The sequence below is a fragment of the Arthrobacter sp. AFG20 genome (assembly GCF_002892795.1).
Taxonomy (GTDB): Bacteria; Actinomycetota; Actinomycetes; order Actinomycetales; family Micrococcaceae; genus Arthrobacter.
The window spans coordinates 18237-31503 of sequence record NZ_PJMC01000016.1 but is presented as its reverse complement, the minus strand read 5'-3'; the positions used below and the strand labels follow the sequence as shown (position 1 = coordinate 31503).

The window sequence follows — 13267 nt, the reverse complement described above, 5'->3', positions numbered from 1 at the left end:
CAGTGAGGCCGGGGCCCGTCCGGCGGCGGTCTGCGATCTCAGCGCAGCGGGACGATGTCCTCCGCGCCCAGCCGGGCAGCGTCGGCCGATTCATCATCGGGCTGCTGCTGGCTGAGCCGTTCGGCTTCCACCCGCGCCAGGTAGTGCTTGATTTCGCTTTCCCGCTGCGCATCGCTCCAGCCAAGAATTTCTCCCATAAGCTTAGCGACTACCGGGACGGCAGACACACCGCGGTCCCACGCCTCGATGGAAATCCGGGTGCGCCGGGTCAGGACGTCATGCACATGCCGGGCGCCCTCATGGGTTGCCGCGTAGACTGCCTCGGCCTGCAGGTAGTCGTCGGCGCCGGGCAGCGGCTCGGCCAGTTCGGGCCGGTCCTGGATGATGGCCAGCACCTCAGAGGTCATGGATCCGTAGCGGTTCAGCAGGTGCTCCACGCGTGCGACGTGCACCCCTGATTCCTCGGCGGTCCGGTTCCGGCGGTTCCAGGCGGCCCTGAACCCGCTGGCTCCGAGCAGCGGAATGGTCTCGGTGCAGCTCGGGGGCACGCGCTCGTCCATGCTGCGGACGGCTTCGTCCACGGCGTCCTTGGCCATGACGCGGTAGGTGGTCCATTTGCCGCCGGCCACCACCACCAGGCCGGGCACGGGGTGGGCCACGATGTGCTCGCGGGAAAGCTTGGCCGTGGAGTCGCTTTCTCCGGCCAGCAGCGGCCGCAGCCCGGCGTAGACACCTTCCACGTCTTCCCGGGTGAGGGGCCGCTTGAGGACCGTGTTGACGTGCTCCAGGATGTAGTCGATGTCCTTGCTGGACGCCGCGGGGTGGGCCTTGTCCAAGTGCCAGTCGGTGTCCGTGGTGCCGATGATCCAGTGCCGCCCCCACGGGATGACGAACAGCACGGACTTCTCCGTCCGCAGGATCAGCCCGACCGTTGACTGGAAGCGGTCCCGCGGCACCACCAGATGGATGCCCTTGGACGCGCGCACCTTCAGCTGGCCGCGGTCCGTGACCATGGCCTGTGTTTCGTCGGTCCAGACCCCGGTGGCGTTGATGACCTGCTTGGCGCGGATGTTGAAGTTGGAGCCGTCCTCGCGGTTCACCACCTTGGCGCCCACCACACGTTCGCCTTCGCGCAGGAAATCGACGACGGCGGTCTGGTTGACCGCGTGCGCGCCGTAGTAGGCGGCGGTCCGCACCAGGTTGGCCACGTACTTGGCGTCGTCCACCTGTCCGTCGTAGTAGCGGATCGAGCCGACGAAGGCGTCGTCTTTCAGGCTCGGGGCGGCGCGCAGAGTGCCGCGGCGCGACAGGTGCTTGTGGAACGGCACGCCGCGCTTGTGCCCGCCGGAAATGGACATGGCGTCGTACAGCGCGATGCCGGCGCCGATGTACGGCCGCTCGACGAAGTGTTTGGTCAGCGGGTACAGGAAAGGCACCGGCCGGGCCAGGTGCGGCGCCAGCTCGGAAAGCAGCAGCCCCCGTTCCTGCAGCGCCTCCTTCACCAGGGCGAAGTCGAGCATTTCGAGGTAACGGAGGCCGCCGTGGATGAGCTTGGAGGACCGGGATGAGGTCCCGGCGGCCCAGTCGCTGGCTTCCACGATGCCGACGCTCAGGCCGCGGGTGACGGCGTCGAGGGCCACCCCGGTGCCGACGATGCCGCCGCCGACGATGAGGATGTCCAGTTCCTTGCCCGGCTCCGTTGAAGCCTTGAGCGCCGCCAGTGCGGACTCCCGCGCCTCGGGTCCCAAGGCTCCCCTAGTCGCCGGCGGACGTTCACCGAAACCGGTCATGACAGGCCTCCATCCTCATCGAACGTTGTAGTTCACCAGACTACTTCGTACGCCTGCCGATGGGCAGGGCCGCGGACTGTGTTGCCGCGGCCGCAGGTCAGTTTCCGGCGTAGGGCGAAACCACGACGTCGACCCGCTGGAACTCCTTGAGGTCCGAGTAGCCGGTGGTGGCCATGGAGCGGCGGAGCGCGCCGATCAGGTTGGAGGTTCCGTCGGTGTGGTGGCCCGGCCCGAAGAGCACCTCTTCCAGCGGACCGACAGTCCCGATGTTGACCCTGTCGCCGCGGGGCAGTTCAAGGTGGTGCGCTTCCTGGCCCCAGTGCCAGCCCTTTCCGGGGGCCTCTTCCGCCCGGGCGAGGGCGGTGCCGAGCATGACGGCGTCGGCGCCCACGGCGATGGCCTTGACGATGTCGCCCGAGGTGCCCATGCCGCCGTCGGCAATCACGTGGACGTAGCGTCCGCCGGATTCGTCCATGTAGTCGCGGCGGGCGGCGGTCACGTCGGAGATGGCGGAGGCCATGGGCGAGTGGATGCCCAAGGCGCGCCGCGTGGTGGTGGTGGCACCGCCGCCGAACCCGACCAGGACGCCGGCCGCGCCGGTGCGCATGAGGTGCAGCGCGGGCGTGTAGCCCGCGGCGCCGCCCACGATGACGGGGACGTCGAGTTCGTAGATGAACTGCTTCAGGTTCAGCGGCTCATGGTCCTTGGAGACGTGCTCGGCGGACACCGTGGTTCCACGGATCACAAAAATGTCGACGCCGGCGGCCACCACGGTTTTGTAGTGTTCCTGGGTGCGCTGCGGGGTCAGTGAGCCGGCCACGGTGATGCCTGCGGCGCGGATTTCGGCCAGGCGCGAGGTGATCAGCTCAGGCTGGATGGGTGCCTTGTAGAGCTCCTGCATCCTGCGTGTGACGGCGGGGCTGTTGGTTTCGTCCGCAAGCTCGCCGATCTCGTCCAGCACAGGCTGCGGGTCCTCGTACCGGGTCCAGAGGCCTTCAAGGTCCAGGACGCCCAGGCCGCCGAGCTTGCCGAGCGCGATGGCTGTAGCCGGGGACATGGCGGAATCCATTGGGGCCGCGATAACCGGCATGTCGAACTTGTAGGCATCGATCTGCCACGAGACGGAGACGTCCTTGGGGTCACGGGTGCGACGGTTGGGGACGATCGCAATGTCATCCAGGGAGTAGGCACGACGCCCACGCTTGCCACGGCCAATCTCAATCTCGTAAGTCACTGCTCTAGGTTATCCCAGCTACAGTGGCCGAATGGGCGGACGCTGGGTCTTCGACGGCCACATCGCAGGGATCGGGACCGGCTCCGGCCTGCGCGCGGTGGTCGGGATCTGGCAGGAATCGCCCTTCGGTCCGTTCGCGGATGCGATGGTGCAGTTGCCGTCGGCGCGGCGGATACTGCTGGCTCCGGCGGAGGAGGTGGCTGAGTTCATCGCCGCCACCTACAGCTTCGAGGAGGTCCGCGTCGTCGACGTCTCTGCCGTGCTGGCCGGGCAGTCGTTGACGGTCGACGCCGGTCCCTTGGCTCTCCGGGCCACTGTCGGCGGCAGGGCCCTCCTGGGCTCTCTGCTGCGGGCGGTCCCCCGGCCCGTTGCCGTGAACACCCGCTGGCTGACCGCCGTCAGCCCGCTCGTGACCGCAGCCAGCCCCGGAACAAGGACCTTCGGCACGGCGGGGAACGGCAGGCTGGAGTATTACGGGGTGAGCGACCTGCACCACGTCAGCTCCGCCGTCGTCAGCTGGGAGGGCACGGACGCCGGACCGCTGTCCTCCATCAGCCCGCCGGTAACTTTCGGGTTCAGCAGCGTCCCGCCGCGGCCCAGCCTCGCCCGGGTCCGGACCACGGTGGCGGAAGCTAGATCCCCCCGGCCTCCTCAACACTGAGCTGGGACTCGAACATCCGGAAGTAGCGGCCGCGGAGCGCAACCAGTTCCCGGTGCGTGCCCTGCTCCACGATCCGGCCGTCCTCCAGCATGTACACGATGTCTGCCTTCTCGATCGTGGCGAGCCGGTGGCTGATGGCGATGATGGTGCTGCTGCGCTCGGCGAACAGCCGGGTGAAGATTCGGTGCTCCGCCAGCGCGTCGATGGCTGAAGTGGGCTCGTCCATGACCATGAAGGAGGCGTTCCGGTAGAAATTCCGGGCCATGGCCAGCCGCTGCCACTGCCCGCCGCTCAGTCCACTCCCCTTCCGGCCGCGCGGATCCTCCATCCAGTTGCTGACGTGGTTGTCCAGGCCGTTCGGCAGCTTGTTGATGAATTCCAGCGCCTCTGCATCGGCGGCCGCACGGCTGACCCGCGCATCGTCGCGGGGCGAGTCGACGTCACCGAAAAGGATGTTTTCGGCCGCGGTGGCGAACTCGTACTTGAGGAATTCCTGGCTGAGCACCGCCAGGTGGCGGTGCCAGGAGGTGACGTCGACGGCGGCGAGGTCCACGCCGTCGAGCATCACCTGGCCGGAATCCGGGCGGTAGAGCCCGGCCAGGATGCGGATCAGCGTGGACTTTCCGGCGCCGTTCTCCCCCACGATGGCGATGTGCTGGCCCTCGCGGATGGTCATGCTGATGCCGCGGATCACTTCGATGTCGCTGCCGGTGTACGTGAAGCGGATGTCCCGCAGCTCAACCGTCTTTGGCGCCTCCAGCAGCGGCGGTGCATGGCTGGAGTGCACGGGCAGTGCCATGAACAGTTCGTAGTCCTTGAGGTTGGCGAGGTCCTCGTCGATCGAGCTGAGCGAGGACACCAGGCTGTTCGCCGTGGACAGAGCCCGGCTGACGATCTGCTGGACGTAGAGGAACTGCCCGACCGGCTGGGCGCGGGCGATGATCTGGCCGACCACCCAAATGAGCGAGACAACCTCCGCGGCGTACTGCAGGGCGTCGGCGGCCAACTGCTTGGGGATGTACCGCTTCTGGAAGTCCAGCCGGCGCTTCTCGTCCGCGTCCCGGAGCCGGGAGCGCAGCCCCATGAGGTACCCGACGATCCCGTACAGACGCATCTCGGCGATGTGCTGGGGCCGGAGCAGGTTGGTCTCGATCATCCGCCGCTGCCGGCGCGAATCCACCTGGGTGTTCCAGTGCGCGATCTGCTCGCGGGACAGCTTGAACTGCAGGTAGACGCTGGGGACGATCGCGACGAGCACGATCACGGCGATCCACCAGCTCACCAGCAGGAGCGCGCCGATGGCCAAAATCACCGACACCAGCTGCGTGAAGATGGCCGCGATCCGGTCCAGGACCCTGGCGTACGAGTCGGAGAACCGCTTGGCACGGTCGTAGAGGTCCACCGTTTCCTTGTCGTCGTACCGCCAGAAGTCCAGCGCAAGGAACCGCTCGTACATCAGGTCCCCCACGATGGCACCCACCCTGAAGCTCATGAGCTGCTGGATGTAGCGGTCCACGCTGCCGAACGCGCCCCAGAACAGGCCGAGGGCGGCAGTGATGATGACGTACACGATGGCCTGCTGCCCGGCTGCGGCGTCCCCGCTGTAGGCTGCGGCCAGCGCGGTGGTGGTCAGGCCGGCGAAGTACGTGGTGACCAGCGGCAGCACCGCCGAGATCAGCGATCCGGCCACCTTCATGAGCACGGCACCCGGCGACGCGTGGAAACTGACGCGGAGCACCTGGGCCACGGCACGGGCATAGGGCTTCAGAGCCAGCCGCCGCTGGGGTTCCTTTTTTGGGTTCAGTTCGGCGGGATGGCGTGGTTGGGACATGGCTCCAGCCTAGCCCCGGCACCGACACGTCTGAGGCGGTGCAATCGACGACGGGCCGCCGGGAGGTATCCCGGCGGCCCGTCAGCGGCGGCTAGCGCGAACCGTAGTTCGGCGCCTCGACCGTCATCTGGATGTCGTGCGGGTGCGATTCCTTCAGTCCGGCCGGAGTGATACGCACGAACTTGCCGCGGGACTTCAGCTCGGGGATGGTCGGGGACCCGACGTAGAACATGGTCTGGCGGAGGCCGCCCACCAGCTGGTACGCCACCGAGGCCAGCGGTCCGCGGTAGGCCACGCGGCCTTCGATGCCCTCGGGGATGAGCTTGTCATCGCCGGAGACGTCGGCCTGGAAGTAGCGGTCCTTCGAGTAGGAGGTGTTCTTGCCGCGCGACTGCATGGCACCGAGGGACCCCATGCCGCGGTAGCTCTTGAACTGCTTGCCGTTGACGAAGATCAGTTCACCCGGGGACTCGTCACAGCCGGCCAGCAGGGAGCCGAGCATCACGGTGTCAGCACCGGCCACCAGCGCCTTGCCGATGTCGCCCGAGTACTGGAGGCCGCCGTCGGCAATCAGCGGAACGCCGGCCGGAATGGCAGCCTTCGCGGATTCGTAGATGGCGGTGATCTGCGGAACGCCCACACCGGCCACCACGCGGGTGGTGCAGATGGAGCCCGGGCCGACGCCCACCTTGATGCCGTCGGCACCGGCGTCAATCAGCGCCTGGGCGCCTTCGCGGGTGGCGGCCTGGCCGCCGATGATGTCCACGTGCGCAGCAACCGGATCGGACTTCAGGCGGCGGATCATGTCCAGCACACCCTGCGAGTGGCCGTTGGCGGTGTCCACGAAAAGGGCGTCAACGCCGGCGTCCACCAGCTTCATGGCACGCTCCCAGCCGTCGCCGAAGAAGCCGATGGCGGCGCCGACACGCAGCCGGCCCTCGTCGTCCTTGGTAGCCAGCGGGTACTGCTCGGCCTTGGTGAAGTCCTTGGTGGTGATGAGGCCCTTCAGGCGCCCCTGCTCGTCCACCAGTGGGAGCTTCTCGATCTTGTTCGTGGCCAGCTTGTGCGAGGCCTCTTCCCGGCTGATGCCGACGTGGCCGGTGACCAGCGGCATCTTGGTCATGACGTCGCTGACCAGGCGGATCGGGAAGTCGGATTCCGGCACGAAGCGGGTGTCGCGGTTGGTGACGATGCCGAGGAGCCGGTTCCCGTCGTCGACCACGGGAAGGCCGGAGACGCGGTAGCGGGCGCACAGCTCGTCGAGTTCCAGCAGCGTGGCCTCGGGGCCGATGGTGAGCGGGTTGGTGATCATGCCCGACTCGCTGCGCTTGACGCGGTCCACCTGGTCGGCCTGGTCGTCGATCGCGAGGTTGCGGTGGACGACGCCGAGGCCGCCCTGGCGTGCCATGGCGATGGCCATGCGGGACTCGGTGACGGTGTCCATGGCCGCGGAAAGCAGCGGCGTCTGGACGGTGATGCGCTTGGAGATCCGGGAGGACGTGTCCGCCTCGGAGGGGATCACGTCGGTGTGGCCGGGAAGCAGCAGGACGTCGTCGTACGTCAGGCCGATGAAGCCGAAGGGGTCGTGCTCGGGCTGGGTCATGAGTGCGCCTCTTACCTTGGTTTACAGGTTCACGGGTAGGGGTTGCAGCCGATGACCAGCCCGTCATTACGGGACTGGCCTGTGCAGAAGTATTGAATAAATTCTAGAACCTCTGCGGCGATCCCCATATTCCGGGACGGCTTTGTGAGCAAAGGCACGACCGAGGCGCTATTTCCAGTCGGTCGCCTTCAGCAGCCGCTTCTCGAACATCGGAATCATGGACTGGACGTAGGTCTTGGTGAGGTGGTTGTCGTCCTTGTAGACGTACACGTTGCCCACCACGGCCGGGCAGATGCCGCCCGCGCAGATGAAGTCGCTCATGTCCATCAGGTGCAGCCCGTCCACCTTGCCCCGGTACGCGTCCAGCGGGGACTTGGCGGCCAGTGATTCGCCCAGCGGCGGGTTGCACTCCGGAGCGTCGGTGCCGTACTTCTGGACGCATTCGGGCATGTTGGTGGCGAAGCGGGGGTTGTCCCGGACCCCCACCACGTCGATCCCTGCGTCGGTGAATGGCTTGATGCCCTCCAGGTAGCCGGGCACAGCGGTTTCGAACGGGGCTTCCTTACGCGTGAGGGAAGCCACGGTGAACACCGCGTCCGGCTTGTGCTCCATGACGTACGCGGCGCTGGCCTTGTTGAAGGCGTTGCAGTCGGCGTCGCGCTCCGTGGATTCGGCACCGAACCGGCAGTTGCCCTTCAGGAGGGTGACCACCTCCCAGCCGTGGTCCCTGGCGATGGGGCCGAGCGCGGCCATGTACTGCTGCGCGTGGGAATCGCCGAGCACCACGATCCTCTTGGTGACCTTGTCCGGCTTGCTGTTCTGCAGGCAGCCGTTGAGCAGCGGGTCGCTGGGGACGTTTTCGCCGGTGCACAGCCCGTCGATGTCCGCCCACTCGTTTTTCATGGCGGCAGGTGCCGGGATCACGGTGGCTTCCGGCGTCGCCTTGCCGGCGTTCTCCGGCGCCAGCGCGGCGGCACCCGGAGTCAGCTCGCGCGGCTGCGCGGCTGCTGCCGCTTCCTCTGCGGTCAGCTTGGTCTGCCACACCGCGACAGGCCCGGCCAGCAGGGCGCCGCAGGCAACAATCACGACGGCGGTGCGCCAGGCCCGCAGTTGCGGCCAGTGCCATTCGCGCAGCGGTTTCTCGACGAAGCGGGTGGTGAGCACGGCCAGGACCACGGAACCGGCAACAATGGCGAGGCCCTGGACCAAATTGGGCTTTTCGATGCCGGTGGCTGCAAGCGACAGGACAAGGATGGGCCAGTGCCAGAGGTACAGGGCGTAGGAGTTGTCCCCCAGCGCGACCAGCGGCTTTGCGATCAGGAGCCGGTCCACGCCGAACCGGCTGCCGCTCTGCCCGGCGACGATGATGGCGGCCGCCGCCAGCGTGGGCCACAGCGCGATGTAGCCCGGGAAGGACCGGTCAACGGTGAGCAGCAGGCCGCAGGAAAGCATGGCGGCCAGCCCGGCCCAGCCCAGCACAACGCGCAGCGCCTTCCCCGGCTTCAGGTGGGGCAGCACCAGTGCCAGCAGCGATCCCAGCGCGAACTCCCACAGCCGGGTCCGCGTATCGAAGTAGGCATAGGCCTGGTTGCTGGCCGTCTGGTCGATGGAGAACACCAGGGAAGCGATGAAGATGCCGCCGAAGGCAACCATCAGGACAGTCCGGTAGCTGACGTCCCGGCGGCGCCGCAGCAGCCTCCACACCAGGGCGGAGCCGGCGAAGATGAGGGGCCAGAGAATGAAGACCTGGCCCTGAATGGACAGCGACCAGAAGTGCTGGAGCGGGCTGGCTCCCGAGTGGTCCTGCGCGTAGTAGTCCACTGCGCTGTTGGCCAGCAGCCAGTTCTGCCCGTAGAGGAGGGACGCCCACGCCTCGTTGAGGACATCGGGCCAGCGGCTCTGCGGCAGGACCAGCCAGGTTCCGGCCAGCACACCGAGAATCACGACGACGGCGGCCGGGATCAGCCGCTTGAAGAGGTGCAGCCAGTGACTCACGAGGCGCAGCGGCGTGCCCTTTTCCACCTTGCGGACGAAGGACATGGTCAGCAGGAACGCCGAGATGAGGAGGAAAATATCCACGCCGCCGGAAACCCGGCCAAGCCACACGTGGTACGTGACCACCATGAGCACCGCGAGGGCACGAAGGCCCTGGACCTCGGGCCGGTAGCCCGGTTTGGCCTTCAGCCGGGCAGCCCGCGGCGCTTGATTTTGTCCCCCTGCCGGCTCCTCGCGCGGCATGCTTCTCAGCGGGTCAGTCGATCTCGCTTCTGGCACAGATAACCCCTCAAACGGCAGCACAAAGTACCCATGTTACCGATTCGTGATATTCGAGACGAATCAAACGCGCGGCATGTGACCCGCGTCTCGGCAGGGCAGATACCTGTTTCATGGGCACTATAGAGTCGCCCTAAGGGAATTTAGCGGCGTGGGATTGGAGAGCCCCGTGATTGTGCAGATGCGCATTTGCGTTCCGGCCGAACTGACAGCTCTCGTGGCTGACCTGTGCCAGCAGCAGGCCGGCACGGCCGAGGTTGCCCTGCATACCGGCGCCTCGATCCTTCCCAAAGGCGACGTGATTCTAGTGCACGTTGCCCGGGAATCGGTGGAGGAGCTGATGGAGAAGCTCCGGGCCCTGAAGATTGAGAGTCTCGGTTCGATCGCCCTTACAGCTCCGGACCTGGTTCTCTCCGACAGGGCCGACAAGGCTGAGGAAGCGGCGCCCGGAGAAGGCGCCGACACGGTGATCTGGGACGAGTTGTCGCGGCAGACCGGTGAAGAGTCCCGGCTCAGCTGGACTTTCCTGTCGTTCCTTGTGCTTGCCACCCTGCTTGCGGCCATCGGCATCGTCACCGACTCCACCATCGCGATCGTCGGTGCCATGGCCGTGGGTCCGGAGTTCGGGCCGCTGGCGGCGCTGGCTGTGGCTGTGGTGCGGGGAAACTGGCAGCTCGGCGGGCGCGCGGCGCTTGCCCTCGGTGTGGGCTTCCCCATCGCGATGCTCAGCACCGCGCTGATCACCTGGCTTGCGCTGCCCGCGGACCTCTTTCCGCGTGATGTGCTGGACCGCGCCCCGGCGGCCGAGTTCATCTACCACCCGGGACCGTTTTCGCTGATCGTGGCTGTCCTCGCCGGCGCCGCCGGGATGCTTTCCGTGATCAGCGGGCGCTCGGCCGCCCTGATCGGCGTCTTTATTTCAGTAACCACCGTGCCGGCGGGAGGCTTTGTTGCCGTGGCGCTGGTCCTCGGCGAGTTCAGCAAGGCGGCCGGCTCGGCCCTGCAACTGCTGGTGAACCTCGGCGGCATCGTGGCCGCCGCCGTCGCGGTCCTGTACTTTTACCGGCTGGTCACCAAACGGCTTCCCGACGGCGTCGCGCTGCGACTGCGCCGGCAGGCCATTCGCACCCGGAGGTAGCGGGCGCTAAAAGCCGGACGCCAGGAAGCGCAAAGGAGACCCGGCCAGCAACAGCTGGACCGGGCCTCCTCTGAGGAACCGCAAGAGCAGGCTGCAGCCTAGTGGCTGTGGCCTGCGTGCTCGTTTTCCTCGGCGGGCTTGTCGGCCACGAGGGTTTCGGTGGTGAGCACCAGCGCAGCGATGGAGGCTGCGTTGCGAAGGGCCGCACGGGTGACCTTGACGGGGTCGATGACGCCCGCCGCGATCAGGTCCTCGTACTCGCCGGACTTGGCGTTGAAGCCGTGGTTGTTGTCCTGCTCGGCAACCCGGGCCGCCACAACGTAGCCGTCGTGGCCGGCGTTCTGGGCGATCCAGCGCAGCGGCTGGACCAGCGCACGGCGGACGATGCCGACCGCAGCAGCCGCGTCACCTTCGAGTGCCGTGACAGCCGGATCCTCGTCGAGTGCCTTCAGCGCGTGGATCAGGGCGGAACCGCCGCCGGCCACGATGCCTTCTTCGAGGGCTGCACGGGTGGAGGACACTGCATCTTCGATGCGGTGCTTCTTTTCCTTCAGCTCAACCTCGGTGGCTGCGCCGACCTTGATCACGCCGATGCCGCCGGCCAGCTTGGCCAGGCGTTCCTGCAGCTTTTCCCGGTCCCAGTCGGAGTCGGTGCGGGTCAGCTCGGCGCGCAGCTGGGCAACACGTGCTGCAACGTCCTCGGCCGAACCTGCGCCGTCAACGATGGTGGTGTTGTCCTTGGTCACCGTGATGCGGCGGGCGGTACCCAGCACCTCGAGGCCCACGGAGTCCAGGCTCAGGCCCAGCTCGGGGGACACAACCTGGGCGCCGGTCAGCGTGGCGATGTCCTGCAGCATGGCCTTGCGGCGGTCACCGAAGCCCGGAGCCTTGACGGCAACCACGTTCAGGGTGCCGCGGATGCGGTTGACGATCAGCGTGGACAGGGCCTCGCCGTCGACGTCCTCGGCGATGATGAACAGCGGCTTGGAGCTCTGCAGCGCCTTCTCGAGCAGCGGCAGGAATTCCTGCACCGAGGAGATCTTGCCCTGGTTAATCAGGATGAGGGCGTCCTCGAGGACGGCTTCCTGGCGCTCGGTGTCGGTGATGAAGTACGGGGACAGGTAGCCCTTGTCGAACTGCATGCCTTCGGTGAGAACCAGTTCGGTCTGCGTGGTGGAGGATTCCTCGATGGTGATCACACCATCCTTGCCGACCTTGCCGAATGCCTCGGCGAGCAGCTCGCCCACCTCGTCGCTCTGGGCCGAGATGGCGGCAACGTTGGCCACCTGGGTGCCCTCGACGGGACGGGCGTTCTCCAGCAGGCGTGCTGCGATGGCCTCGACGGAGACCTCGATGCCGCGCTTGATCTGGCCCGGAGCGGCGCCGGCGGCAACGTTGCGCAGGCCTTCCTTGACCAGTGCCTGGGCGAGCACGGTGGCAGTGGTGGTGCCGTCACCGGCGACATCGTTCGTCTTGGTGGCGACTTCCTTGGCCAACTGGGCGCCAAGGTTCTCGTACGGGTCGTCCAGCTCGATTTCCCGGGCGATGGTCACGCCGTCGTTGGTGATGGTGGGGGCGCCCCACTTCTTGTCCAGCACGACGTTGCGGCCGCGGGGACCAAGCGTCACCTTAACCGTGTTGGCGAGCTTGTCGATGCCGGCTTCAAGCGACCGGCGGGCAGCGTCGTTAAACGCAAGCTGCTTTGCCATGGTTTTGTCCTTTCAAGACAGAACCCCGTGCAGCCGACCGGTCAGACAGAATCAGACACGGACGGCGGCACGGGGATCCAAAGAGTTACTTTACGACGATCGCCAGAACGTCGCGGGCGGAGAGCACGAGGTACTCGGTGCCGCCAGTCTTGACTTCCGTTCCGCCGTACTTGGAGTAGATGACGACGTCGCCAACGGCTACGTCAACCGGTACGCGGTTGCCGTCTTCGAAGCGGCCGGGGCCTACTGCAACAACTTCGCCTTCCTGCGGCTTCTCCTGGGCGGAGTCCGGGATAACCAGGCCGGAAGCCGTGGTCTGCTCGGCTTCGAGCGGGCGGACAACAATACGATCCTCAAGAGGCTTAATAGAGACCGACACTCGGACCTCTCCTTTTCGTCAAAATTCATGGACAGTAAAGCCGTTGCGCCTTGGCGGCAGACCGTCGTCGCGGTGCCGGCAGCAGCCAGGCTGGCAGCTCTTCGTGTGTTAGCACCCTCCTAGGGAGAGTGCTAATGATGACTCTATGTAAGGGGTTAGCACTCGGTCAAGGCGAGTGCCAGAAATTCATCCGCCGTAACCCGCGCGGACCCTTCGTTCAGCGCCCGGCGAGGTCGTCGAACCCAAGGTCCTCGCCGCCGTCGGCGTCTTGGTCGCCCGCTTTCCGCTGTTCGCGGACAAGCACGGCGGCGGCCGCCGCCGCGGTCACGACCGACACGATGAGCACCACGATGCCGCCGACACGCGCCCCCAGGTACAGGTCCCGGATCTGCCGGGCTTCCTCGGTGGCGTCACTGATGTTCTTGCCGCCCACCGAGTAGACGGTGGAATTGAAGGAGTCCAGCAGGAAGATGATCACCAGCAGGACAAGACAGACGACGGCGACAACGGCTCCGGCGATCAGCACCGGGCGTGCGTACCGGACCAGGCGGCTATGCTGTGCCGGACGGGGGCTGGTGCTTTCGGGCTGATCGGGGGCTGGCGTTTCGCTGGATTCCATTCAGACCACACTATCGGGAAGAGCTTGGG

10 protein-coding genes are annotated in these 13267 nt (G+C 66.7%); 2 read left to right on the top strand and 8 right to left on the bottom strand.

Features of this window, described 5'->3' with window-relative positions; translation table 11 throughout:
- Nucleotides 1-38: 38 nt before the first annotated feature.
- A complete protein-coding gene (locus CXZ05_RS17275) occupies nucleotides 39-1790 on the bottom strand; it encodes a glycerol-3-phosphate dehydrogenase/oxidase (protein ID WP_102973756.1) in 1752 nt (583 codons plus the stop codon).
- 97 nt (nucleotides 1791-1887) lie between these two features.
- Nucleotides 1888-3024, bottom strand: coding sequence for a GuaB3 family IMP dehydrogenase-related protein (locus tag CXZ05_RS17270; protein ID WP_102973755.1), 1137 nt, complete (start codon nucleotides 3022-3024; stop codon nucleotides 1888-1890).
- Between the two features lie 31 nt (nucleotides 3025-3055).
- On the opposite strand from CXZ05_RS17270, the gene CXZ05_RS17265 reads away from it, so the two are divergent.
- A complete protein-coding gene (locus CXZ05_RS17265; RefSeq protein WP_102973754.1) occupies nucleotides 3056-3685 on the top strand; it encodes a hypothetical protein in 630 nt (209 codons plus the stop codon).
- On the opposite strand, the gene CXZ05_RS17260 is transcribed toward CXZ05_RS17265, so the two are convergent.
- The 3 genes from CXZ05_RS17260 to CXZ05_RS17250 all read right to left on the bottom strand — a co-directional run bounded on the left by CXZ05_RS17260 (nucleotide 3657) and on the right by CXZ05_RS17250 (nucleotide 9357).
- Nucleotides 3657-5516, bottom strand: a complete 1860-nt coding sequence (locus CXZ05_RS17260; RefSeq protein WP_102973753.1) for an ABC transporter ATP-binding protein — start codon at nucleotides 5514-5516, stop codon at nucleotides 3657-3659. The genes CXZ05_RS17265 and CXZ05_RS17260 overlap by 29 nt on opposite strands.
- A 91-nt stretch (nucleotides 5517-5607) precedes the next feature.
- Nucleotides 5608-7119, bottom strand: coding sequence for an IMP dehydrogenase (guaB, locus tag CXZ05_RS17255; protein ID WP_102973752.1), 1512 nt, complete (start codon nucleotides 7117-7119; stop codon nucleotides 5608-5610).
- Nucleotides 7120-7287: 168 nt separating this feature from the next.
- Nucleotides 7288-9357, bottom strand: coding sequence for an acyltransferase family protein (locus tag CXZ05_RS17250; RefSeq protein WP_102973751.1), 2070 nt, complete (start codon nucleotides 9355-9357; stop codon nucleotides 7288-7290).
- 205 nt (nucleotides 9358-9562) lie between these two features.
- On the opposite strand from CXZ05_RS17250, the gene CXZ05_RS17245 reads away from it, so the two are divergent.
- Nucleotides 9563-10531 (top strand): DUF389 domain-containing protein, encoded by a 969-nt coding sequence (locus CXZ05_RS17245; protein ID WP_102973750.1) that lies wholly within the window; start codon nucleotides 9563-9565, stop codon nucleotides 10529-10531.
- A 98-nt stretch (nucleotides 10532-10629) separates the two neighbouring features.
- Here the strand turns inward: CXZ05_RS17245 and groL are convergent, their stop codons facing one another.
- The 3 genes from groL to CXZ05_RS17230 form a co-directional block, all read right to left on the bottom strand.
- Complete coding sequence (gene groL, locus CXZ05_RS17240; protein WP_102973749.1) at nucleotides 10630-12240, bottom strand: chaperonin GroEL; 1611 nt, start codon at nucleotides 12238-12240, stop codon at nucleotides 10630-10632.
- 85 nt (nucleotides 12241-12325) lie between these two features.
- Nucleotides 12326-12619, bottom strand: coding sequence for a co-chaperone GroES (gene groES, locus CXZ05_RS17235; protein ID WP_003805290.1), 294 nt, complete (start codon nucleotides 12617-12619; stop codon nucleotides 12326-12328).
- A gap of 217 nt (nucleotides 12620-12836) precedes the next feature.
- Complete coding sequence (locus CXZ05_RS17230) at nucleotides 12837-13238, bottom strand: hypothetical protein (RefSeq protein ID WP_102973748.1); 402 nt, start codon at nucleotides 13236-13238, stop codon at nucleotides 12837-12839.
- Nucleotides 13239-13267: the final 29 nt, after the last annotated feature.

What these genes read in the sequence shown, in the direction of transcription:
- groL (WP_102973749.1), bottom strand. Translation starts at nt 12,240, where the DNA reads ATGGCAAAGCAGCTTGCGTTTAACGACGCTGCCCGCCGGTCGCTTGAA.
- CXZ05_RS17230 (WP_102973748.1), bottom strand. Translation starts at nt 13,238, where the DNA reads ATGGAATCCAGCGAAACGCCAGCCCCCGATCAGCCCGAAAGCACCAGC.
- guaB (WP_102973752.1), bottom strand. Translation starts at nt 7,119, where the DNA reads ATGACCCAGCCCGAGCACGACCCCTTCGGCTTCATCGGCCTGACGTAC.
- CXZ05_RS17265 (WP_102973754.1), top strand. Translation starts at nt 3,056, where the DNA reads ATGGGCGGACGCTGGGTCTTCGACGGCCACATCGCAGGGATCGGGACC.
- CXZ05_RS17260 (WP_102973753.1), bottom strand. Translation starts at nt 5,516, where the DNA reads ATGTCCCAACCACGCCATCCCGCCGAACTGAACCCAAAAAAGGAACCC.
- CXZ05_RS17250 (WP_102973751.1), bottom strand. Translation starts at nt 9,357, where the DNA reads ATGCCGCGCGAGGAGCCGGCAGGGGGACAAAATCAAGCGCCGCGGGCT.
- CXZ05_RS17275 (WP_102973756.1), bottom strand. Translation starts at nt 1,790, where the DNA reads ATGACCGGTTTCGGTGAACGTCCGCCGGCGACTAGGGGAGCCTTGGGA.